This is a genomic window from Ruegeria sp. CDSA077 (assembly GCF_059612265.1).
Genome location: NZ_JBXWQG010000014.1, coordinates 60733 through 84006 on the forward strand (window position 1 = coordinate 60733; position 23274 = coordinate 84006).

Consider the following 23274-nt stretch of genomic DNA (forward strand, 5'->3'; position numbering starts at 1 on the left):
AATGCCATTGAAGAAATCCTGGGTGAGCTCGGCCAATTCTGCCGATCACCCTTTTCCTTTGAACAACCTGCCTTATGGCGTGTTTTCGACAGGCGGCGAAGACCCGCATTGTGGTGTTGCAATCGGCGATATGATCCTTGATGTCACAGCTGCCGAGGCCGAGGGCCTGGTCGTTCTGGACGACGAACCGCTGTTCGACCTGCCTTTCTGGAACCCGCTGATGGAGCAAGGCCCCGCCGTTTGGGCCGCCCTGCGCAACCGCCTGATGGATCTGCTGGCCGAAGGCAGCACGGCACAAGAGGACGTCGCGCCTTTGCTTGTGGCGCAGGCAGATGCCGAACTGCACATGCCTTTTGCCGTCAGCGAATATACCGATTTCTACGCCGGTCGGCACCACGCCCAAAATGTCGGCACCATGTTCCGTGGACCAGAGAATGCATTGCCCCCTAACTGGCTGCATATTCCCATCGGGTATAATGGCCGGGCGTCTTCGGTCGTGGTGTCGGGAACAGATATCCGCCGCCCTTGGGGCCAGTTGAAATCCCCCGATCAGGACCTTCCGGCCTTCCTCCCCAGCCGTCGTTTCGACATCGAGCTTGAGATGGGCGCCATCGTGGGCACGCCCTCTGACGGACCAATTTCCGTACAAGAGGCAGACGACAATATCTTTGGCTATGTCCTTCTGAATGACTGGTCCGCCCGCGATATTCAGGCGTGGGAGTATCAGCCGCTTGGGCCGTTTCAGGCCAAGGCCACCGCCACGTCGATCAGCCCATGGATCGTGACCAAGGCGGCGCTGGAACCTTTCCGCTGTGACACGCCCGAGCGGGATTTTGAGTTGCTGGATCACCTCAAAGAGACCGGCCCGATGCTGTATGACATTGATCTGTCGATCACGATGGCTCCGGACGGCAACGCCGCAACCACAATCGCGCGAACAAACTATAGTCAGATGTACTATTCCGCCGCACAGCAGTTGGCCCATCACACGACGTCGGGCTGCCCGATGAACACCGGTGATCTGCTGGGGTCCGGCACCATCTCTGGCCCGACAAAGCCCGAGCGCGGTTCGTTGCTGGAGCTCAGCTGGGGCGGGAAAGAGCCGCTAACGCTGGAGACCGGCGAAAGCCGCAGCTTTATCGAGGATGGCGACACGCTGACCCTGACAGGGGCGGCCAAGGGGAAAGGGTACACGATCGGATTTGGCGAATGTGCCGGAACCGTGCTGCCCGCGCTTGAAAACCCATACTCGCGATAAGGAACCAGAAATGGCCAAGGCATTTGCGTCCCAAGGGGACATGTCGGAAAAGAAAATCTCGTTCACCGAGGTAGGAGACGGGCTTTATGCCTTTACCGCCGAAGGGGATCCGAATTCGGGCGTCATCATCGGTGATGACAGTGTCATGATTGTCGAGGCACAGGCGACGCCCCGTTTGGCCAACAAGGTAATCGAATGCGTGCGCTCGGTCACCGACAAGCCGATCACGCATGTGGCGCTGACCCATTATCACGCCGTCCGTGTTCTGGGTGCCAGTGCCTTTGGGGCGCAGCAGATCATGATGTCAGACATGGCCCGCGCGATGGTGGTGGAACGGGGACAGGAAGATTGGGACAGTGAGTTCCAGCGTTTCCCGCGCCTGTTCGAAGGGCACGAAAGCATTCCCGGTCTGACCTGGCCCACGACCACGTTCAGCGACACCATGACGGTGTATCTGGGCAAACGTCGGATTGACCTGATGCATCTGGGCCGCGCACATACAGCAGGCGATATCGTGATCCATGTACCCGATCAGAATGTGATGTTTACCGGTGACATCGTCGAGTATCACTCGGCCTGCTACTGCGGCGATGGGCATTTCGGCGACTGGGGCGATACACTGGATGAGATCAAGTGGTTTGATGTCGACGCCATTGCGCCAGGCCGTGGCGATGCCCTGGTCGGCAAGGATATGGTCAATGCAGCCATCGAAAACACCCGGGATTTTGTCGACAGCACCTATCGTCCAGCAGCCAAGGTTGCGGCGCGCGGAGGAAGCCTGAAAGAAGCATGGGACGCGGTGCGCGCCGAATGCGACCCGAAATTCGCCGATTACGCGATCTATGAACACTGCCTGCCCTTCAACGTCGCCCGTGCCTATGACGAGGCGCGCGGGATCGACACCCCGCGCATCTGGACCGCCCAAAGAGATATGGAGATGTGGGAAGCCTTGCAGAGTTAAGGACATACGGTCGCATTTGATCCAGATCGTTTTTCGCAGGACGGATTGGTGAGACCCTGGGATCGGGACCACTGAGCCTGAACAGCTGGTGGAAAGGACCCTCAGCGCAGCGCAATGGGAGAGCCCCATGAACAAGATCTTCGAAATACCGCTTTACGCCTACGCCCGAAATCCCGATCAGGACGCCGTAGCCCCAATACGCCACAAGGTGATCGTCATCGGCGCCGGGCCAATCGGCTTGGCCACAGCTATTGATCTGGCACAACAGGGCGTTGAGGTTGTCGTTCTGGACGAAAATGACAAGGTCAGCTTTGGCAGCCGAGCCATCTGTTTTTCACAGCGCACGCTGGACATAGCCGACAGGCTTGGATGCGCAGAGCCCTTGGTCCGGAAAGGTGTTCTTTGGGATACCGGCAAGGTCTTTTTCGACACAAGACAGATCTATGAGTTCAATTTGCAGCCAGAACAAGGCTATGCCAATCCGGCATTTATCAATCTGCAGCAATATCACCTAGAACAGATCCTTGTGGACCGCTTGCGCGCACTCCAAGCTGAAGGCGCGCCAATCGATATTCGCGGCCGCAATAGGGTCGAGGCGATCGGCACCCATGAGGACCATGTCACGCTTGAGGTAGAGACCCCCGAAGGCCCCTACAACATAGAAGCCGACTGGTTGATCGCCTGTGACGGCGCGCACTCTCCGGCCCGCAGGATGCTCGGGTTGGATTTCGACGGGCGCGTGTTCGAAGATAACTTCCTGATAGCTGATGTCGTGATGGAGGCTGACTTTCCTTCCGAACGCTGGTTCTGGTTTGATCCACCGTTCAACAGGGGGCAATCCGCCCTGCTGCACAAACAGCCCGACAATGTCTGGCGCATTGACCTGCAACTAGGTTGGGATATCGACAAGGAACGGGAAAAACGGCCCGAGAATGTGATCCCGCGCCTCAAGGAGATGCTAGGCGAAGATGTCGAATTCGATTTAGAATGGGTCTCGATCTATACCTTCCAGTGTCGCCGGATGGAGCGATTCCGGTATGGCCGGGTCCTGTTTGCCGGCGACAGCGCCCATCAGGTTAGCCCGTTTGGTGCGCGTGGGGCCAATTCGGGTGTGCAGGATTCGGACAACCTGTGTTGGAAGCTGAAGCTGGTTATCGACGGAAAAGCGCCCGATTATTTGCTGGATAGCTACAGCCATGAACGGGTGCAGGCCGCTGATGAGAATATTGCCTATTCCAGTCGCTCGACCGACTTCATCACGCCGAAATCCCAGATGTCCCGCCTGTTGCGCGACGCCGTTCTTGACCTGGGCGAGCACTACGAATTCGCGCGCCCTCTGGTGAATTCCGGCCGTCTGAGCACACCTTGTACCTATGCGGGCTCGTCGTTGAATTCCGCAGATGCGCTGAACGGGCCAGATATTACCCGTCCCGGCGCTGCGTGCCCGGATGCCCCCCTCGGCGCCGCGTTCCTGCTGCCGAAACTCGCGGGCAAGTTTACCCTTTTGACGATTGACGCCGACGCACCAGACACTCTTGAGGAAGACGGGGTTCTGGCAACCCGCTTGGCGTTGTCCGTTAAGGACGATCCGACCCTGGCGCTCAAGCGCCGCTATCTGGGGGATGCCACCAGCGCGGTTTATCTGATCCGTCCCGATCAACACGTGGCCGCCCGCCGTGATACGTACGAAGAAAACGCATTCCGGCAGGCGATCCGCAGGGCCACCGGTAAGGAGTAAGCGAGATGACCCAACTGATCCTCACCCCTAATCTGGACAATGCAGATGATTTCTATTTTGAACTGATCGCCGCCCATGACGGGCTGGATAAAACCGACAGCGACGCGCTGAATGCGCGGCTGGTACTGGTGCTAGCCAACCATATCGGAAATGCCGAGGTGTTGTCTGAAGCCCTAAAAGCCGCCAAGCTGAACGAGAATTGACGTAAACAGGAGGCCAGCGATGAGTGGCGTAGTTCTGTATGATTATTGGCGCTCGTCGGCCAGCTACCGGGTGCGGATCGCGTTAAACTTGGCTGGCATCACCTATCGTGCGGTGTCTGTCGATCTTGTCGCCGGAGATCACAAATCTGACGCGCATCTTACGCGCAACCCGCAGGGGCTGGTTCCTGTGCTTGAGATTGACGGGCTGCGGCTGACGCAATCTTTGGCAATCATCGACTATCTGGACATGACACGGGGTCTGGGGTTGCTTCCTGCGGAACCCGGTATTCGCGCACAAGCACTGGCGCTGGCACAAACCATAGCCATTGATCTTCACCCAGTCTGCAATTTGTCAGTCGCACGCCATGCAACCGCGCTCAGTGGGAATGCAGAAGGCATGCCTGGCAACTGGATGAACCATTTCATACGACCGGGTCTGCTTGCGTTCGAAGCCCAGTTGGGCGGTTTCCAACAGACCCCATATTGCACTGGACCGCAGCTAGGGCTGGCTGATCTGTGCCTGATCCCACAGATGTACAATGCCCGCCGCTATCAGGTCGATCTGACCGACCTGCCCCGTATCCTGGGCGTCGAGGCCGCCTGCGCCAAACACCCAGCCTTTGCCGCAGCGCATCCCGATCAACACGCCCCCACCTGATCCTCTGCACAGGGTCTGTGTGCCGATGCGAATGGGAATTGCCTGACCCCTGCCTTACGTTCTTCAAAACAAAATGCAGGAGGCCCCAATGCCCGAAATCATCGGCTATCACGCCCATGTCTATTTCGATGCAGAAACGCAGGATACAGCCCGGCAGCTCTGTGAAGAAGCAGTGCGCCTGTTCCCAGTTGCAATGGGGCGGATGCACGCCCGCAATGTAGGCCCACATCCAAGGTGGAGCTGCCAGTTGGGCTTTGCAGCCGACGCATTTGATCAAGTCATTCCCTGGCTGACGCTGAATCGGCAAGGGTTGACGATATTCACCCATCCCGAAACCGGCGAGCATCTAGCAGACCACCGCGACCGCGCCATTTGGATGGGTGAGATGCTGGATCTAGATCTGTCGATCTTCGACCAACCTTAACCCAATGCCTTCGCCTGATCTCTCAGCTTGAACTTCTGAATCTTGCCGGTCGAGGTCTTTGGCAAAGGACCGAAGACCACCGTCTTAGGCACCTTGAAATGGGCCATGTTGTCCCGGCAGAACGCGATGATCTCTGCCTCTGTCGCTTGCCCATCTGGTTTGAGTTCAACAAAGGCGCATGGTGTTTCGCCCCATTTGTCATCGGGGCGGGCGACCACGGCGGCCTCCATCACGGCGGGGTGCTTGTACAAGATATCCTCAACCTCAACCGATGAGATATTCTCACCTCCTGAGATGATGATATCTTTGGACCGGTCCTTGAGTGCGACATATCCATCCGCATGCATCACCCCAAGATCGCCCGAGGCGAACCAACCGCCCCGGAACGCCTTGTCCGTGGCATCGGAGTTTTTGAGATAACCTTTCATGACAACATTGCCCTGCATGAAAATCTCACCCAGCGTCTCGCCATCCGCAGGCACGGGTTCCAACGTATCCGGGTCGGCCACCATAAGGCCGGACAGGGCCGAATACCGCACACCCTGACGAACCTTCAAAGCGGCGCGTTCTTCGCCTTCTTTGCTGTTCCATTCATCCTTCCAGGCGCAGACCACGGACGGACCATAAGTCTCGGTCAGGCCATAGACATGGGTAACCTCGATCCCCATATCCTCCATCTTCTTAACCACAGCCGCCGGAGGTGGAGCGCCTGCGGTCATCACTTTGATCTCGTGATCGAAATCCTTAAGGTGATCGGGCGCGTTGGCCAACATGTTCAGAACAATCGGCGCACCGCAGAAATGCGTGACCTTCTCGTCCCGGAAGGCGGCATAAATCGGCTCATCCCGAACCGCCCGCAGGCAAACCGAGACCCCTGCATTTGCCGCCATTGCCCAAGGGAAACACCAGCCGTTGCAGTGGAACATCGGCAAGGTCCACAGATAGACTGAATGCCGGGGCATGCCCCAGTCCAGCAGATCAGATTGGGCATTCAGGGCCGCACCGCGGTGATGATACACAACCCCTTTTGGATTGCCTGTGGTGCCCGAGGTATAATTCAGCGTGATCGCATCCCATTCATCCGCTGGCAGGGACCATGCGAACTCGGGATCGCCTTCGGCCAAGAGCGCATCGTAAGTCAGACTGCCCTGTTTCTCGCCACCATCAAAGCTGGGATCCTCGATATCGATGACGAGAACATCGTGATCAACCTGTTCCAGTGCGTCTTGCACAACCGTAGAAAATTCCGGATCGACCAGCAGCACCTTGGTTTCCGCATGGTTCAGGATGAAGGCAATGATCGGCGCGTCCAGCCGGGTGTTAATCGCGTTCAGCACGGCGCCGGCCATGGGAACGCCAAAATGGGCCTCGTACAGTTCGGGGATGTTTGCTGCGATGATCGAAACTGTATCTCCTCGCCCTATTCCACGCCTATCCAGAGCGCTCGCCAGTCGACGACAACGGGTATAGGTTTCGGCCCAGGAATACCGGCGGACGCCATAAACAACTGACGGGTAATCAGGGTAGACCTGCGCCGTCCGTTCGATAAAGCTTAGCGGTGACAGCGGCGTATAATTCGCCTGACATTGATCCAAGTGGCGTTCATATATGTTGGCCCCTGTCATCTGCGGATCCTCCCAAATCGCAAGTTGCGCGAATTGAACACAAACATAGTCCCATGACAAACCCGTAGAAATACGGGCTGAGGCGGCCAAATAACCGTGCTGTGCCCGACTGGCGATACGAACCTACCCGATCTGGCCCTATCTTGTACTGGCCATTCACGCTGATCTGAGCCATCGAATATACAAGCCGAGGCGACACCGCCTCTGTAAGATGTGCACACGCTAATTTTGAAAGGACATGTCATGGACGGCACGTTCAACGAAAACGATCTTTCCCGCGTCGTCGAAGCCGACCGCGCCCATATTTGGCACCACTTGATCCAGCATAAACCCTTTGAAACCAACGACCCGCGCATCATTGTCGAAGGTAAGGGCATGCGTGTCTGGGATCAAAAAGGCAAAGAGCATCTGGACGCTGTATCGGGCGGCGTATGGACTGTGAATGTCGGCTATGGCCGCGAATCGATCTGCAAGGCGGTCTATGACCAGTTGATGAAGCTGTGCTATTTCGCCAACTCGGCGGGCTCGATCCCTGGTGCTTTGTTCGCCGAAAAGCTGATTGAGAAAATGCCTGGAATGAGCCGCGTGTACTACACCAACTCGGGCAGCGAGGCGAATGAGAAGGCGTTCAAGATGGTTCGCCAAATCGCCCACAAGAAATACGGCGGCAAGAAGACCAAGATTTTGTACCGTGACCGCGACTATCACGGTTCGACCCTGGCGGCGATGTCGGCAGGTGGTCAGGACGAGCGCAACGCGCAGTACGGGCCTTTCGCCCCCGGTTTCATCCGCGTGCCGCATTGCATGGAATACCGCAAGCACGAGCTGGACGGCGCGCCCGAAGAGAATTTCGGCGAATGGGCCGCGGATCAGATCGAAGAGGTGATCCTGCGCGAAGGCCCCGATACGGTTGGCGCCCTGTGCCTTGAGCCCGTGACAGCCGGTGGCGGCGTGATCGAAGCGCCAGAGGGTTATTGGCAGCGTGTGCAGGAGATCTGCAAGAAGTACGACATCCTGCTGCATATTGACGAGGTCGTCTGTGGCGTTGGCCGCACCGGTACCTGGTTCGGGTATCAGCAATATGGTGTGAAGCCGGATTTCGTGACCATGGCCAAGGGTGTCGCCTCGGGCTATGCCGCCATCGCCTGCATGGTGACCACCGAGGAAGTCTTTGACATGTTCAAAGAAGACGCCTCGGACCCGATGGGCTACTTCCGCGATATCTCGACATTTGGTGGCTGTACCGCCGGTCCAGCGGCCGCGATCGAGAACATGCGGATCATCGAGGATGAGAACCTGCTGGCCAACTGTGTCGCTATGGGTGACCGGATGACGGGCAACCTTCAGGCGCTGATGGAAAAGCACAAGGTCGTCGGCGACGTCCGCGGCAAGGGCCTGTTCCTGGGTGCTGAGCTGGTCGCAGACCGCGCGTCCCGTGAGCCGGTCGATGAAAAACTGGCGCAGGCCGTTGTGGCCGACTGTATGGCGCAGGGCGTGATCATCGGCGTCACCAACCGCTCGGTCCCCGGTCGGAACAACACTCTGTGCTTCTCACCAGCGCTGATTGCCACCGCGGATGACATCGACCAAATCACCGATGCTGTCGATGGCGCACTGGGGCGTGTATTCGGCTGACACCGTTAGCAGTTTCTTAGGATGAGACTATGAAAACCGGCGCTGCTTGCGCCGGTTTTTTTCTCAATACGGATGCCCAAACCCTTAATATGCGACCGGATGTTCCCGCTCAGTGCTGAATGTCGGCGGCCCGGATTGTAGAATCCGTTGATGTATCCGTTGAGCGGGGCGTTGCAACTGACCCCCGAATTAGCCCCTGATCTGCCTCTTGTTTCCATGGCATATTGTCTAAAACGAGAGGCGGCAGCAATGAGGCAATTTCCACAATCATTCTAAGCCAATGGATTCACCATTTAGGTGCATGCGGGAGGACGCCGTGTCTGGCCGCCCGCGTCAAGAGGTTTGTCAAAACCAAACTTGATCTCGGTGAACTGACTGTTGGTGACATCTTGGAGGATTGCAACGTTTCGCAATCCCTCGTCTACAAATGGAGGTCAGGCGTGAAATCTTCACGGGTCAATAGCGTCGCGCGGAACGAAGAACAAATTTTTTCGAAGGTTCTAATTAACGAAGAGACGCAGCCAGGCCGTGATCCAGAAACTGACAATCGCAATCTTCTGGCGCACCGGGAAAGCACCATGCCTTTCCTGCCAATTATCCGGTGAACTGTTTGGTCAAAATTGCACTCGCGATGGATAGCCATTCATGATTTCACCAGCTGGCAACTTTAAATTCTACGCCGCAACCAAGCCAGTCGATTTTCGTAAAGGCATGGGTGGTTTGGAGGCGATAGTTCTGAATGAATTCGATCTCGATCCATGCTGTGTTGCCATATTTGTTTTCCGTTCGACACGCACGGGCCGGCTGAAGCTCATAGTTTGGGACGGGGCGGGTCTTGTGCTGATCTATAAGCGGATCGGGGTGAGGGTTTTGAATGGCCACGCGTCAGTGACGGGGTGATGACGATGACCAAATCGCAGTTTGAGGCCCTTTTCGAAGGGCTTGATTTGAAGCGTGTGATAACGCGCGCTTCGGACTGCAATCAGTCCCTGATGTGAATAGCAGCGAACGGCGATACCAAGCCCAAAGCAGAATCTTGAGAGATAGTGGAAGGAGCACTCCGCCGTCACCACGGCGAAGTGCTGAATTGTGTATTTCTAGCCGTTATTGAGACATCCCGCCTTCGCTGGAAACCTGTTTCTCAACTTGGCTTTGATTGGCCAGGTCAGAGCCACGCGGCGGGAACTCTTGGAATGTCTGAAGGTGTTGCTGCACCAGTCGCGCAGCAGGTCCAAACGCCCACATCTTCTGCCCCATCCATTTGGTATACATCCCGGATTCTTCGGCGGCCTTTTCATAAGGATCGCGGCGCAGATTAAACAACATCGGCGCGTTTAATTCTTCTTTTGGTCCGGCCCAGCCATGCTCTTGGATTACGAAATGGGCTTTCCAGTCTCTGTAGCGGACGGCCTGAAGGCTCGTGCCTTCGTAGTAGATGATTTCGTCGCGGTTGCTTTCGGCACCTCCCGTCAAATACGACAGTTGGTTGTATCCGTCCAAATGTGCTGTGTAGCCTTCATATCCAGACAAGAGCGCCTCGGGCAGGTTGTCAGGGCCACCTGCCGCTGCCACCAGCGTCGGCATCCAGTCCATACCGGACATAATGCCGTTTGCAACGCGTCCAGCAGGTACATTGCCGGGCCATTTGATAATCGCCGGAACGCGGAAACCACCTTCCCAGGTTGTTCCTTTTTCCCCGTGAAATGGTGTCGTGCCACCGTCCGGCCAGGTCATCGTTTCAGGGCCATTGTCAGCAGTGAAAACCACAATTGTGTTGTCAGTGACACCCAGCTCGTCAAGCCGCGCGATCACTTTGCCAACATTGTCGTCAAGCTCTTGCATCACAACGTCCTGCAGCCCACGCCCATCGCCCAGCATGTCTTCGTATTTGGGGCTCAGGTGCGTCCAAACATGCGCTCTGGCCGGTGCCATCCATACAAAAAACGGTGTGTCCGCTTCGACAGCGCGATCAATAAAGTCGATCGTCTTTTCGGTCACCTCATCATCGAGCGTCTTTTGACGCTCGGGCGGCGCGGGTCCATCGTCCAGGATGCGCTGATTGCCGACCACGCCCCAACGCGGATCCGCGGTTTCATCCAGTTCTTCGGTTGCAAAGGCATGTATGATGTTGCGCGGACCGAATTGGGCATTAAATTCAGGATCGTCTGGCCAGTCCGGGTCCGACGTATATTCCATCGCATTCAAATGGTAGAGCCAGCCCCAGTACTCGTCGAAACCTTTTGTTGTTGGCAAAAACTGGTTCTGGTCGCCCAAGTGGTTTTTCCCGAATTGACCGGTGGTATACCCCAAGGCCTTTAGCATGTTTGCAAGCGTGGGGTCTTCATTGCTCAGACCCACGGGATCACCGGGAAGACCAACAGTGTGCATCCCGACACGTACAGGAAACTGACCCGTCAAAAACGCAGCGCGACCTGCGGTACAGGTCGGTTCCGCGTAGTAGTCCGTCAGTCGCGTTCCCGCTTCGGCAAGCTGGTCCAGGTTCGGTGTTTTGATACTTTTGATGCCTTGGTGGTAGCTTCCCAAACTGGCCCAACCGACATCGTCAGCCATGATCACCAAGATATTTGGCTTGTCCTCTTGAGCAACTGCGCTTGCGGCGACAGCAACCGAAGCGACGACCGCTCCGACGAAAGTGCGCGCGATTGATAAGCGTTTCTGCATGAATCATCCTTTCTTGCATCGTATCAGGTTCGTCTGGTCGACCTCATAGCCCCAAATTTACAAGCGCGTACTTACTGTACAGCAGCGGAAAATGTCGCGCTTAAACGTTTGTTGAGCATCGCGTGTGGCTCGATTGAACTGCCATAGTAGAGCTGTGCAAAGGCGGCGATGTCGTTGAACAGAACCACAGCGTTGCCATCGGTGCCTTCATAGACAAGCAGTTTCTGGCAAAAGGCATCAAGACCGATCGCCGGGTAATCCGCCATTGCGACTCCACCGGGCGCTGGCCCCCCGAACAGCAGCAACTTTGCGGCGGGAAGGGCAACGTCAAACGCGGCAGCTTCTTTCATAAAATCGATCTCGCCGAACCAAATTGTATCTGTTTGCGCGGTCACTGCTTTTTCGAGGCGCGCAACCGTTTCGGCAACGCCATACGCCGACGCAATTTCAATAATGCCAAAATCACGCTCGACAGCATCGGTGGGAATCGGGCTCGGATCTGCGCCATCTACCGCGCGCAGTACCGCTTGCAGGCGCTCATCAAAGGCAGCAAGGGCCGCAGACCCCTCAAGTCCGTGACGTTTGGCGATGAACGCAGAGGACGTGTAAGACAAGGACGGCTTAGCCTCGTCGCCGTATGACAACACCCTGAAGGGTAGATCCAACCCCGCACGAATGTTCTCGCTCAGGATGGCAGCGTTCACGCCGGGATCAGAGAAAAGCAAAACTCTCGACGGTGGCATCTCCACGCCTTCGCCAGCCGCCAAACGGGCATGATCTATCTCGATCACCCTTGCCATTTTGGCATCTGTCACCGCCTCTGCCACTGCTTCGAACACGATATCGGTATCGGCTTGCAGTGTATCATCTGCATGGGCGGAGATCGGAGTTAATGCCAGCGCAGCGGCCAACAGAGTGTTTCGGATACCCAAGTTGATCCTCCTGATCAAACCGCGCCTTGTTGACGCAAACGAAGCAGAGCCAAAGCTGCGAAAAGGATTTCTGCCAGAAAGTAGAACACCAGCAAGAAATTTGGTAAGCCATCGACCAAAAAGCTCAGCAGTCGGCCAGCGGCGAGCCCGGCCATGAAGAGGAACAGGCTCCAAAGGGCGGCGTTTGTAAGGGCGGGCTTGAATGCCCCGGCAATCCAAAACATCAACATCGCCAGATACAGCCCCATAATTGCCCGGAAGATGTGGGTGAGCTCTGTCGTGTCGACTGGAAATCCCAGCAACACCGGCACACTCGCCGACGGCATCGCGCCATAAGACAGTGCGATCGGGAACAACCCAACGGATGCGAGCAACAAAACAAAACGGCCAGACAAGGAATTTCCCTTTTGGCTGCCTCTACAAGAGCCAGATAGAATATACTGTCAATTCCGCGTTGGGCAACTCAGAACCATGGTCAATTTCCTTACCGCCGGAAACTTACGAGGGACGTTAGGATAGTACCGCATGCAAGACCTGCATATCAGGCTTTGTCCCCAACTCAGTCAAGCATGTACCACGAGACGAATTACCGCTTCGTCCCGCGACTTGATCCTTAATCCGCCCGTTGATGTTGCTTGCGCAGCGAATGGCCGGTCTGGTGAAACGGCGCTGTCGAGGAAGATGGATGTCTCCTTTGGGCCATCTGCTACGATGCTAGTTCTGCGAAACTGGCAGATGCCGCGCCGCATCTGAGGTCGGCACTGAGCCCAAAGTCACCGATGCTGCGCCACGTAGGAACGTCAGTAATGCCCAATGACGTGATCAACTGAACCGGTTTCTCCAGATTTCACAGCGCTCCGCATCCCGCGCCTCGTAGGCCTCTAAAGCGTCTGCTGGGCTTAGATCAAACTGACACTCGTTGTCCTCGCCGAGGGCCGTCAGCCGCATTGAATACCACGCAGTGACTCCACCGCGTGGCGGTGCATCGAACACCGGAAACTCAGGGTCGCCGCCTGCATCGCTCAACCATGTATTCGCGAGCGACGGGTTCAAAATCATCGCACGGCCAAGACTGATGGCATCAGCCGCGCCGTCCTGCAAGGCCCTCACAACCTGATCTCTAGTCTCGAAACCACCCGTTACAACGATTGGGATATCGGTGAGTTCCTTTGCTTGCCTTGCGAAGTCGGCAAAGTATGGCCCCGACGAAGAAGTACCGTCTGAACTCGAAGCAGCACCGGGGAAATAAGTGCCGCCGCTGATGTCGATAAGGTCCACAGATGTATTGTTGAGCAGCCGCACCACCTCAAACGCGTCATCTGTCGTGAGGCCACCTTCAAGTTTGTCGGTCGAATTAATCCTTATGCCGACTGGATACGATGCCCCGACCGCTTGTCGAACTGCGTCGATCACCTCTGCAATGACGCGGAATCGGCCTTCGACATTGCCGCCATAAGCATCCGTCCGGTGGTTAAACAGAGGTGATAGAAACTGGCTGAACAAAAAGCCGTGACCCGCGTGGATCAGGACGCCACCAAAACCAGCATCCTGGGCGAGAATTGCGGCTCGCGCATAGGATTGGGGTAGCGCATGGATTTCATCCAATGACATGCCGTCACATTGCAAACCATCAACATTCAAGGGAGACGGCCCCTTGGGATTGCTGATAGGCCCATGTGCAAGTGCACCAGCGTGACCAAGTTGAGGCCAGATATGCGCGCCGATTACTGATCCGCGGTTCGCCAGTTCCTGCATTGCGGGCAAATCTGTGTCTGGCACCAGCACGAGGTTACCGGGTTTTTCAGGATAGCCGGGGATCACCTGCACCTCGCCAATCAACGAAAGTGCTGCACCGCCTTCCGCCCATCGTTCATAGAGGCGCATCTGGGCATCTGTCGGATTTCCAGCACCATCACCGAGTGAGTCAGACATTGCCGATTTTATCAGCCGATTTTTCAGCCAAACGCCACATGGCAGTTCGAGTGGCTGGTTCAACAAATCTTTCGCATCGTGGCTATTTCGGTTCATTTCATCACTCCATCGGTATATTTCGATATTTCATTTCTTTTAAACAAAGTTCGGTGCGGGTAGACTTCCCTCATTCCGAGCTATGGTTTCAGAAGTTCGTCTTGGACGGCGGCAAGAAACGTTTGAATGTTCTTTTCGTCGCGCCGGTAGAATGTCCACTGACCGTGGCGCTCTGCATTCACGAATCCAGCCTGTTTCAACAATACCATGTAGTTCGAGATTGTAGACTGAGACAGCTTTGCCTTCTCCTGAATGTAGGCGACACAAACTCCCTCAAGGTCTTCATGACCGGGCAGTGCAGGAGGAAAGTTTGAACGGTCTTTAAGCCATTCCAGAATTTGTCGGCGAACCGGATTGTTCAACGCTGATATTGATCTTTCAATGTCCATAAATCGAAATATCTCGATATATTGCTTGCTGTCAAGCCCCCGCCAAATCCTCCACAGCGGGCATTCGCGGAAAACGCACAAAGGTCAGGTTTGTCCTGCAATGTGTGAGTTCGAGTAGCGCCAAAATTTGCACTTGCAGCGAATGACCGGAATGCGGGCTGCGACCGCAGAATCCCAGCAGGGTGCCGAATGTCTCTTATGGGCCGCTCAGTGCTTTTTGGCCGCGTGCGCGGTAAAATTGCACAATAACCTGTTCTTCACGTCAGAGCTGTGCGGCATTTTGCACTTGGCACCGTGCGGAAGGAGTGCGGTGTCCATTGCTGTTAATGCCTCCGAGCGGCGACGCCCTAGGTGGCACCTGATTGACATTTTGGGTATTTTGGCGCAAAATAAAAGCATATTTAAACAGCATTAACACTATTCCAAATTTGCAAATCACACTTGGTCGAGATTGGTGTAAAGCGTCCTATTTGGCGCAATTCCCAAGAGAAATTGACAGAAGTTCATTTTTAAAACGGAGGCTTACTTTAGCTATGTCCAGTCTTATTCAATCTGTTTTCGGTCGTGTCACCCAACAGGAAAACGGTCAGCCCGTACACGGTATATTGGTCAAGATTCAGGCGGTATTTGGGGATGGCTGGCGCAAGCGAGACGGCTGTAAGATCGATCTTGGATGCGTCCTGACGGCCGCCGATGGCCGATTTGTGCTCATAGTGGATTCGTCGAAAATACCCGAAGACTGTCGATGTACAGGTCCGATGGAATTGCGGATAAAGCTGCGCGACCGCGATGGCGTGCGCATCCATAAAGCCCGGCTCAAGATTGAGGATTGTTCCTGCACCGACGATATTAAAATCGACGTCGCCATCCCGGCAAAGAAGCTGGCGTGTCACCTGAGGCGCCCGTTAAGCTGGGCTGCACCGGATAAGCCGTTTTTGCCAGAAAGCGTTCTCGATGACATTGAGGAAGCGCTTGAGCTTGCGGATGCTGATCGGTTGCTGCGCAAGCGCACTCACTTCTTTGAGTGCATCCGCCCGACGCTTGCGATTTTTGACAACTCGCTTAGTGATGCTTGGAGTGTTCTGAACGGAGACGTCGCTGCCAAGGGGCGCTATGTGGATGTACTCAATGCTCTTTGTGCCACGTCGCCAACAGGCTGTGGCTGTGGCGGCGCATCCGGGGATGATGCAAGCGGTATCTTGCAGGACATTTTTTCCGACGACTGCAATGATGACAGCTGTAAGCCCATCAAATCCAAACCCAACCCGGTGTGCTGTTCCGACCATGTCTGCCCGACCGGTAAGTCCCTGATCTCTGACAAAGACATGAGCTTGATGGTCTTTGCGGCCATGCATGTATCCTGTGGTCACAGACCAACAATGATCAAATACGTCGGCGCGCTGCTTGAACAACGTTGCCGGTTCCAGGTGTTGACCGCGCTTCATGAAGCAGCTGTCAACCTGATCTGCAAGAAGCCGCACGCAGGGCGTCATTTTAAGGATCTGCTCGAATATGTGATGTGCATCTGCACCGGTCAAACCCCTTGTGGACAAATGCCTTGCTGTCAAACTTGTGTCCGCCAGCCCATCCTGGATTGCATCACGGATGCCTATAGAAACTGGTGCAGTATCGAATGCTACACCGTGACCAAGATCAACCCAGAGCGTGCCTGCCCCGGTGACACGGTTGCGATCTGCGGGTGCGGGTTTGGCGATATTGCGGGGCAAGTGCAGTTCACCCAGCATGGCACGATGAACCCCGGTCCGATCGCTGTGCCGACCTCGTGGTCAGACGAACGCATCTGCGTGATCGTCCCGTCCAGTGCGGGATGTGGTTTGGCGATCATTCCTCCGACCCAAACGATCAGCGTCTGCGATCGTTTCCTGGACTATCGAAAAAGCGGCACGATGTTGGCTGAGTTCGAAGGCACAAGCGCTGACATTCTCAAGTTTATCGTCAAAGGGCATCAGAACGACGACTGCCTGTTACCCGGCGAGGTTCTGAAAATCCGCTGGAAGGTCTGCGCCGCTGACTCAGTGACTGTGCGCATCGTCAATACAGACACCGGCGCTGCCATTGCGCAGATATCACCGGCCCCCGATCTGGGACGCTGGGACTTCGATCAGACTGACTTCGACCAAACGACCCGAGTGCGGGTCGAAATCGTCGTGACCGGTAAATGTAAACCTCCTACAGTAAGTCAGGGCTTAGACCTCGTTTTCCAGAACCCGCCGGATCTATCCATCGACGGGGTCGAGGTAACGCAGGCGATTCAGTATTTCCGAGCCAACCAGCATCTGACTGATCCAGCTGACCGCGGCCCGGACAACTCCCTTCAACTTGTTGCCAATAAATCGGCCTGGGTGCGGACATATCTGCGCAGTGGACAGGATCCGAATTTCGATAATGGGCAGCTCGGCAATGTCAGTGGCACACTTCAAGTGGAACGCCGGGTTGGTGGGATCTGGTCCACGGTGGCCAATATCGTTCCGACCAATGCCCCGGTGACAGCGCAGGACAGTTTCTCAAGCTACGACGCAGAGAGACGCGACATTGATGCGACGCTGAACTTCATTATCCCTGCCAACGTGATGACCGGGCTCTTGCGCCTTTCTATCACTGTCTCGTCGCCAGACGATTGCTATGGAGGCAGCGGCACGGCCCAACAGCTTGTTGATGTCGATCTTGAGCAAGAGTTGCGCGTTGCAGCCGTCACAATTGGCTATAACGGTCCACCGATGGGCGGCGGCGCCAATATTACCTTGCCTGCCCCCAACGCAGCGCAAGTTGCCGCTGATACCAGCTTTGCCCTTCGGGTTTTCCCGGTAGGCAGTACGCCCAACGTGCGGATCATCGACAGTCAGACAACAACACAAGGTCTGACAAACAACAATTTCCCAGCGGGGGGGTGCGATCCCAACTGGACGCCGATCCTGAATTTCGTGGCTAACGCGCGCACGAATGACGGTAATCAGGGCGATTGGCTTTACTATGGACTGGTCAATGCGGCGATCCCGCGCTCGCATGGCAACACAGGATGCGCCAGCGGCGGCAACGGCGCTGGCTTGTCCGGTAGCCCGGTCACGTTAGCGCATGAGTTGGGCCATCAGGCGGGTTTACCACATGCCCCATGTGGCACGGTCGGCACGCCGAACGCGAGCTACCCGCTTTACGAGCCTTACGATACCGGCATGACAACGACCGATAGCAATGGCAACACTGTCTATTCGGATGCGAGCATCGGCGAATACGGGCTCGACACAAATGACGGGACAATACACCGGCCGGCCAACAGTGAGGATCTGATGGGTTATTGCGGCCCCCGGTGGGTCTCGATCTTTACGCATAACTATATGCTGAACCGCGCCGAATTTGACCCGGTGGTGCTGGCAACGGGCGTGTCTGGCGGCAATTCGGTGGGGGCAGGCGCCATGGAAGTCGATCGGCAAGACCAGATGCGTCCTTTCGTGACGATCGTGGGTGAGGTCGGCAAAGACATGCAGGTCTCGGTCGCAAGCCTCGTACGGGTTCCAACCCGGCCCTTGCGGATGTCTGGCGCGCGTACCGATCTAGTTTTGCAGTTGATCGGGGACAAGGACGAGGTGATCTCATCTGCGCCGGTGTTCACAATGGATAATCACGACGCCAATGGCGATGGCTGCGGTTGCGGCGGAGGCGATAAAAAGGATCCGCCTAAACCGCCGTATAGTTTCATTGCGGCAATGGGCGATGTCGGCTCTGGAATTGCAATCCGCATCTGCCAGGGGGACGCAGTCATATGGGAGCGCAAGCGACCGACACGGCCGGTTAAATTGGCTTCGGCTGAAGCCAGCATTGGCAAGTCTGGTCTAAAGGTTTCCTGGAAAACGACCGGGGCCAAGCGTAGTTACGATCCCGATATTTGGCTGCAATGGTCTTCTGATGGTGAACGCTGGAACGGGCTCAGGGTTGGTGCGAGAGGTAACAGCGTAGAGATCGACCCCAACACCATTCCGGTCGACAAGGTTTGGATTAGGGTCCTTGCTCATGACGGTTACTTCACCGCAACGGCAGACACCAAGCAAGTTAAACTGCCACCAGCGCCACCCGAACTCGCCATTATTCACCCCTCTGAGGGGCAAGTGGTGCGCCCGGACCGACCGCTGCATCTCTGGGGTACATTCACTGGCCGCACCGAAGCAAAATCTGTTGAATGGTATCTGGACGGCAAGAAGGTCGCCAAAGATCTGGATGCTTGGATCGATGTACCCAAGCTAGGTGAGCATGTGGCGGAGCTGCGCGTCAAAGGCGCAAACCCGGTAACTGTCAAGTTTTCTACAGGAGCGCGCTAGATAGCTGGCTTCGATGTGCTGAAAGGGAACTCGATCCAATGCTAGCATCCAGGGCTGACGCCTGAGATCTGGCAAGTGTTAGCCCACAACGCACCCTTCAGGTAGCAGCCGCCGCCGTTTAGAGATCAGATTAGATGTCGTTCGCCATTCCCTGGTGCGGTTTGTTTGCGCGACGGGTGAAAAACCAATGCTCTGCCCATTCGGCACAAAGGCCACGTTTATAAAGAGGCGCCCTTATATACTTGGATTAGTAGTTGGCGGTACTGGTTCTCAATAGACTTAATTATTCTGTCACTGGAGAAAACAACATTTATGACCAGCCCAAAATTGACAGGAGCATCCGGTGACGATCTCATTCAAGGGCTCGCATTTCCCAAAAGATGTGATCTTGCACGAGGTGTTTTTCTATCTGCGCTACTCAGTGTCGTATCGGGATCTGGAAGAAATCCTGGCTGAGCGCAGAGTTAAGGTTGATCACGCGACGCTGAACCGTTGGATCGTCAAATATGCGCCATTGATTGCCGACAAGGCACGTCGCCAGAAGCGAAACTGCGTCCGCCTCTGCAACGCTCGATGGGATTGAAGTTGCGCAGATGATCAGGAAGGGTCAGTTCGGAGTCGGAATCTGCCCGTTCAAGCAGTTTGCGAACCAAACCGCTTGAACTTAGTAAATTCCAACCAGCCCTCACACTTCAGAGAATTTTGCGACAAAGCCGCTAAGATCATACCGAACTTGCGAATTCGGACCAACGGTGGCTCTTCCCGCAATATGCGGTCGGAAGGGCAGAGTAGATGAACGGCAGATTCCTTTCGCGAGCTGTTAGTTCGTAGACCTGCCGATTTCGTGGCTGCGGCGAATGTCTCCTTTGATGAGCTGCAGCGCAGTGGTGGGACAAATCTGCCAATGGCGGGTTCGGGCCGCCCGTTCATTTGCACACAGCGTCTGGAAAAATCGCAAAGGTTAGCTACAGTAGTCAGTGTTCAAGCGTCCGCTTCAACACAATGCTTTGCTGCTACCTAACAGTTGCGTGAGATTTCGGGATAGGTCTAAGAAAGTTATGCCCTCCTAGCAATCTCAATTCAATACTGAAGAATATGAGTTATTTGGCGGAGATTTAAGTGCGACTTAGCGTGGGCATCGCTGTGTCAATTCTGGTGGCTGTGTCTATCGGAGTGTCGACCTTTATTGTCCATTCCCTATGGTGGACGACTGCGCGCGACAATAGCCGCATGCTTGCAGCTGAAATCAACGGCCAGATCGCGAACACTGTCCGCATCGAGGTGGGGGTGACGCTTAGGTCGGCCGAAGCCGCCTGGGCAGCCGTTCGCACGATCTTTGTCCAGAACGTCATCGCGACGCGACAGGCCGACAAGCGCGAGTTTGTTTTTCTGTCGCAACTGCAGGCGCAGCCGAATATCTCATGGATGTTCTTTGGCTGGCCCGATGGCAATTTTTTCGCGTCGCACCGTTTAGGTGACGGCGGGCTTGAGATGATTGAAATCGACAAGGGAATCCGCGATCGAATGCTGCGGAGGGATCGCTACATCTTTATCCCGGGTGACATTCAGTTCGAGGAGCGGGCCTTTACTGAAACATCCTATGATCCGCGCAAACACGCCTGGTTTGAAAACTTCATGGGGCTCAGCTCTGCGGGGTGGATCGAAACGCGCGACCTTCCGGATAGTAAAAAAACCGTTTACGCCTTTGCTGGTCCGATAGACGTCAACCGAACGCGGCAAGGTGTTCTGGCTGTTGCAATCGAAACGGATCGTTTGTCACGTTTTCTCGCCACGCTTGCGCCCGGCGAATTCGGCGCGGCATTTATTCTGAACGCTGACGGCAAAGTTATTGCGGTACCTGATGCAGAAGCGGATGAGATTACCCCGGCGCGAATGGGCGAAGGGAAGCTTTATGAAGTTGCCATGATCTCAGGCGAAAGGTTGTTGGCAGACCCCCAAGCGAATGCCCAGGGCACGTTGACGAAACGTGTCGTCATCGACGGCGTGCCTTATGCGGTGGCGCTGACGCCACTGGGGTTTTACGGCTGGCGCGTTGCCACGGTCATACCCGAAGCGGCGTTTCTGTCGAGCATCGATGAAGCGCTGATAAACTTGATATACGTTTTGATCGGTGTGGTAGTCGTCGCAACCGGGCTGGCGATCTGGCTGATCCGAAGCATTGTCGCAAATCCGTTGGCACGCATCGCCGAAGATCTTGGCAAAATCGAACGCTTTGACGTCGAACGCATTGAGCGTAGACCCTCCAGACTGTCTGAGCTTGCCAATCTTTCTGCGGCAACCGCGAGCATGGCCGCTGGTTTGTCCGCTTTCCGAAAATACGTGCCCACCGATCTCGTGCGTATGCTGGTTGCTGAGGGCATCAAGATACAGCCGGGCGGAGAAATGAAACAGATCTCTGTGTTGTTTTGCGATGTAGCGGGTTTCACAGGGCTGTCCGAAAAACTTGGTCCAAATATTGTCCAGCTGATGGAGCCCTTCTTCAGCGCAGCTTCAGCGGCCATTACTCAAAACGGTGGGACGATCGACAAGTTCATAGGCGATGCCGTGATGGCGTTTTGGGGGGCGCCGCGTAAAGATGCTGATCACGCTGAAAATGCTTGCCGCGCAGCGCTGGATCTTGTCGCTGCGGTGGGCGCGTCCGGAATTGAAGATGAGGCCGGCAACCCCCTACGCGTCAGGATCGGGGTGAACAGCGGCGAGGCTCTGGTCGGAAATATCGGATCAGAGCAGCGGTTGAACTACACCGCGATTGGTGATGTCGTGAACGTTGCCAGTCGGTTGGAAGGGGCCAACAAAGACTATGGAACGCTGATCCTGGTCGGGCCGGAAACGAGGCGACAGGCCGCTGACGCAATCGTGGTCCGTGAGTTGGACACGCTTACCGTGTTTGGACGTGTTGAAGAGCTGGTGGTCTACGAACTGATCGCAATGGCGGATGGGCGTGTTGGATCATTTGCTTGGATAGAGGCTTATGAACAGGGCCTTGCACATTATCGGACAGGGCGGTTTGAAGAGGCCGTTGCCGCATTCGCGGCCGCAGACCAGGCGCGAAACGGAGACCCCGCCTCAGTCGCCATGATGGCCCGCGCCCAAGACCTGTTAGACAGGCCGCCAAACGAAGGCTGGCGTGCGGTTACTAGCACCAACAAGAACCAGTAGGAAACTTCCGTTAAAGTTAAGGGGCTTCGGGAAAGTCCGACAAGTCTCGCGTTGTGTGAGCTCAGCGCGCCGGGGACTTCGCTCTCGCAGTGAATGTCCGGAAAGTGGGTTGCGACCGCAGCATCACCACCCGGTAGCCAATGTCCGGTTTGGGCCGTCTAGGAAAACGACCCTGTGGCTCTAAATTTCAAAAAGCTTCCGCAATGGCCAATGTGTCCTCCAACTCTAGGCCAGGATACCGTACCGTCCTATCCATTTTCGTATGTCCAGGCAAAAGTCGCTTATTGCGCAGATTGTCAATGTTTCTGCAAATCTGAGTAACCTTGGTTCACCTCTTAGAATGCGTTCCGTTGGTGCTCGCCTCAAGGTTTATGGGCTTCACCCATTCCCGGACAATCTGCACATACTGGCGGGTCGAGACGAGCGGGCGCTCATGAATAGCCGAAATTAACATGCCCGTCGTTTGCTAATGTCACTAATACTCTTAAGGTGAATGGAGCCTTAGGAGGCCTTAATGAAAAACCTAATTTTGATCTCGGTCTTGGCCGCTACTAGTACTGCGACCAGTGCCGAGGAGCAACGCATCGAGCTTAATAATTTCTATCCGCTTTCTCAGGAAAACTTTGACCTTGGTGATCATATTTTCCACATCGCCGACAACAAAGGAGGATTTGAAGTTATCGAAGGTCCTGTTGACGGCGGGCTTGCTCGATGCCTTGGATCGGGGTTCGGTTACCAAGATGGGACCAACTCAATCTCCGGAATATGCATTTTTGGTGAGGGCGAAGACACTTTCACGATGCGTTGGAAAGCAGGTGAAAAAGGCGGGGCTAACTCTTGGGAAATTATCGTCGGAACCGGGCGCTATGATGGAATGACTGGCGAGGGCATAGCCACGACGGACATTGTGTCGATGTACCAAGCACTACCTTTGAGGCGAACCCACATAGTAGGAACCGTGGAAATCCCTGAGTGAAATGTTGTCCCTGAGTTTAGGACGGGTAGGGCCGTTGGATTGATCGTGGGAAGCAGGGCATGGGAAAACGTTACTGTTGCTCCAATGTTCGGTAGGTGATGGCGTCAGACATCATACACATCACAGAGAGCAGCATTTCGCGGTTGCCGACGCAATATAAGCCGTCCCAACAAAGCGCTCTTAGGTCGAGGCCTTGAGTTGTTCGTCCAGATCAGAGAACGATGCGGCCCAGAATTCTGCCAGGAACGCTGAAA

Annotated in this window: 17 protein-coding genes and 1 pseudogene; 12 read left to right on the forward strand and 6 right to left on the reverse strand. The window is 55.5% G+C overall.

The window, feature by feature from the left end:
- Position 1: 1 nt before the first annotated feature.
- From fahA to AC2FLE_RS18885, 6 genes are all read left to right on the forward strand, one after another.
- Positions 2-1258: a fumarylacetoacetase gene (fahA, locus tag AC2FLE_RS18860; protein ID WP_496698956.1), complete on the forward strand. Its 1257-nt coding sequence runs from the start codon at positions 2-4 to the stop codon at positions 1256-1258.
- Positions 1259-1268: 10 nt separating this feature from the next.
- On the forward strand, positions 1269-2219 hold the full coding sequence (locus AC2FLE_RS18865) for an MBL fold metallo-hydrolase (protein WP_496698958.1): 951 nt from the start codon (positions 1269-1271) through the stop codon (positions 2217-2219).
- Between the two features lie 127 nt (positions 2220-2346).
- Positions 2347-3957 (forward strand): FAD-dependent oxidoreductase, encoded by a 1611-nt coding sequence (locus AC2FLE_RS18870; protein ID WP_496698960.1) that lies wholly within the window; start codon positions 2347-2349, stop codon positions 3955-3957.
- Between the two features lie 5 nt (positions 3958-3962).
- The gene (locus tag AC2FLE_RS18875) at positions 3963-4160 is read left to right on the forward strand and encodes a DUF2783 domain-containing protein (RefSeq protein WP_142639098.1); all 198 of its coding nucleotides are present in this window, start codon (positions 3963-3965) and stop codon (positions 4158-4160) included.
- 19 nt (positions 4161-4179) lie between these two features.
- Positions 4180-4818, forward strand: coding sequence for a maleylacetoacetate isomerase (maiA, locus tag AC2FLE_RS18880; RefSeq protein WP_496698962.1), 639 nt, complete (start codon positions 4180-4182; stop codon positions 4816-4818).
- A gap of 88 nt (positions 4819-4906) precedes the next feature.
- Positions 4907-5242 (forward strand): DOPA 4,5-dioxygenase family protein, encoded by a 336-nt coding sequence (locus AC2FLE_RS18885; RefSeq protein ID WP_281973544.1) that lies wholly within the window; start codon positions 4907-4909, stop codon positions 5240-5242.
- Here AC2FLE_RS18885 and AC2FLE_RS18890 read toward each other — a convergent pair.
- The gene (locus tag AC2FLE_RS18890) at positions 5239-6867 is read right to left on the reverse strand and encodes an acyl-CoA synthetase (RefSeq protein ID WP_496698964.1); all 1629 of its coding nucleotides are present in this window, start codon (positions 6865-6867) and stop codon (positions 5239-5241) included. The genes AC2FLE_RS18885 and AC2FLE_RS18890 overlap by 4 nt on opposite strands.
- Positions 6868-7110: 243 nt before the next feature.
- Between AC2FLE_RS18890 and AC2FLE_RS18895 the strand changes: the two genes are divergently transcribed.
- On the forward strand, positions 7111-8502 hold the full coding sequence (locus AC2FLE_RS18895; protein ID WP_142639090.1) for an aminotransferase family protein: 1392 nt from the start codon (positions 7111-7113) through the stop codon (positions 8500-8502).
- Positions 8503-9147: 645 nt separating this feature from the next.
- Positions 9148-9402 carry an IS66 family insertion sequence element accessory protein TnpB gene (tnpB, locus tag AC2FLE_RS18900; RefSeq protein ID WP_496698966.1) on the forward strand — a complete coding sequence of 85 codons (255 nt, stop codon included), beginning with the start codon at positions 9148-9150 and terminating at the stop codon, positions 9400-9402.
- A 204-nt stretch (positions 9403-9606) separates the two neighbouring features.
- Here the strand turns inward: tnpB and AC2FLE_RS18905 are convergent, their stop codons facing one another.
- The 5 genes from AC2FLE_RS18905 to AC2FLE_RS18925 form a co-directional block, all read right to left on the reverse strand.
- A complete protein-coding gene (locus AC2FLE_RS18905) occupies positions 9607-11184 on the reverse strand; it encodes an arylsulfatase (RefSeq protein WP_496698968.1) in 1578 nt (525 codons plus the stop codon).
- A gap of 71 nt (positions 11185-11255) precedes the next feature.
- Entirely contained in the window at positions 11256-12116 is an 861-nt protein-coding gene (locus AC2FLE_RS18910) for a DUF302 domain-containing protein (protein WP_496698970.1), read from the reverse strand.
- Between the two features lie 14 nt (positions 12117-12130).
- A complete protein-coding gene (locus tag AC2FLE_RS18915) occupies positions 12131-12511 on the reverse strand; it encodes a DUF4345 domain-containing protein (protein ID WP_496698971.1) in 381 nt (126 codons plus the stop codon).
- A gap of 427 nt (positions 12512-12938) precedes the next feature.
- Positions 12939-14144 (reverse strand): NADH:flavin oxidoreductase/NADH oxidase family protein, encoded by a 1206-nt coding sequence (locus AC2FLE_RS18920; RefSeq protein WP_496698972.1) that lies wholly within the window; start codon positions 14142-14144, stop codon positions 12939-12941.
- A gap of 80 nt (positions 14145-14224) precedes the next feature.
- The gene (locus tag AC2FLE_RS18925) at positions 14225-14533 is read right to left on the reverse strand and encodes an ArsR/SmtB family transcription factor (RefSeq protein ID WP_496698974.1); all 309 of its coding nucleotides are present in this window, start codon (positions 14531-14533) and stop codon (positions 14225-14227) included.
- A 533-nt stretch (positions 14534-15066) separates the two neighbouring features.
- Between AC2FLE_RS18925 and AC2FLE_RS18930 the strand changes: the two genes are divergently transcribed.
- The 4 genes and pseudogenes from AC2FLE_RS18930 (at position 15067) to AC2FLE_RS18945 (ending at position 23020) form a co-directional block, all read left to right on the forward strand.
- Positions 15067-18864, forward strand: a complete 3798-nt coding sequence (locus tag AC2FLE_RS18930) for a hypothetical protein (protein WP_496698976.1) — start codon at positions 15067-15069, stop codon at positions 18862-18864.
- 343 nt (positions 18865-19207) lie between these two features.
- Positions 19208-19411 (forward strand): annotated as a pseudogene (locus AC2FLE_RS18935) (IS6 family transposase); the annotation flags it as partial.
- A gap of 572 nt (positions 19412-19983) precedes the next feature.
- Positions 19984-22044, forward strand: coding sequence for an adenylate/guanylate cyclase domain-containing protein (locus AC2FLE_RS18940; protein WP_496698978.1), 2061 nt, complete (start codon positions 19984-19986; stop codon positions 22042-22044).
- 514 nt (positions 22045-22558) lie between these two features.
- Positions 22559-23020: a hypothetical protein gene (locus AC2FLE_RS18945; RefSeq protein ID WP_496698980.1), complete on the forward strand. Its 462-nt coding sequence runs from the start codon at positions 22559-22561 to the stop codon at positions 23018-23020.
- Positions 23021-23274: the final 254 nt, after the last annotated feature.

Excerpts from the sequence above, each read along its gene's own strand:
- AC2FLE_RS18875 (WP_142639098.1), top strand. The coding sequence starts at position 3,963 with ATGACCCAACTGATCCTCACCCCTAATCTGGACAATGCAGATGATTTC.
- AC2FLE_RS18945 (WP_496698980.1), top strand. The coding sequence starts at position 22,559 with ATGAAAAACCTAATTTTGATCTCGGTCTTGGCCGCTACTAGTACTGCG.
- fahA (WP_496698956.1), top strand. The coding sequence starts at position 2 with ATGCCATTGAAGAAATCCTGGGTGAGCTCGGCCAATTCTGCCGATCAC.
- AC2FLE_RS18885 (WP_281973544.1), top strand. The coding sequence starts at position 4,907 with ATGCCCGAAATCATCGGCTATCACGCCCATGTCTATTTCGATGCAGAA.
- AC2FLE_RS18920 (WP_496698972.1), bottom strand. The coding sequence starts at position 14,144 with ATGAACCGAAATAGCCACGATGCGAAAGATTTGTTGAACCAGCCACTC.
- AC2FLE_RS18930 (WP_496698976.1), top strand. The coding sequence starts at position 15,067 with ATGTCCAGTCTTATTCAATCTGTTTTCGGTCGTGTCACCCAACAGGAA.
- AC2FLE_RS18865 (WP_496698958.1), top strand. The coding sequence starts at position 1,269 with ATGGCCAAGGCATTTGCGTCCCAAGGGGACATGTCGGAAAAGAAAATC.
- tnpB (WP_496698966.1), top strand. The coding sequence starts at position 9,148 with ATGATTTCACCAGCTGGCAACTTTAAATTCTACGCCGCAACCAAGCCA.
- maiA (WP_496698962.1), top strand. The coding sequence starts at position 4,180 with ATGAGTGGCGTAGTTCTGTATGATTATTGGCGCTCGTCGGCCAGCTAC.
- AC2FLE_RS18925 (WP_496698974.1), bottom strand. The coding sequence starts at position 14,533 with ATGGACATTGAAAGATCAATATCAGCGTTGAACAATCCGGTTCGCCGA.
- AC2FLE_RS18870 (WP_496698960.1), top strand. The coding sequence starts at position 2,347 with ATGAACAAGATCTTCGAAATACCGCTTTACGCCTACGCCCGAAATCCC.
- AC2FLE_RS18895 (WP_142639090.1), top strand. The coding sequence starts at position 7,111 with ATGGACGGCACGTTCAACGAAAACGATCTTTCCCGCGTCGTCGAAGCC.
- AC2FLE_RS18890 (WP_496698964.1), bottom strand. The coding sequence starts at position 6,867 with ATGACAGGGGCCAACATATATGAACGCCACTTGGATCAATGTCAGGCG.
- AC2FLE_RS18905 (WP_496698968.1), bottom strand. The coding sequence starts at position 11,184 with ATGCAGAAACGCTTATCAATCGCGCGCACTTTCGTCGGAGCGGTCGTC.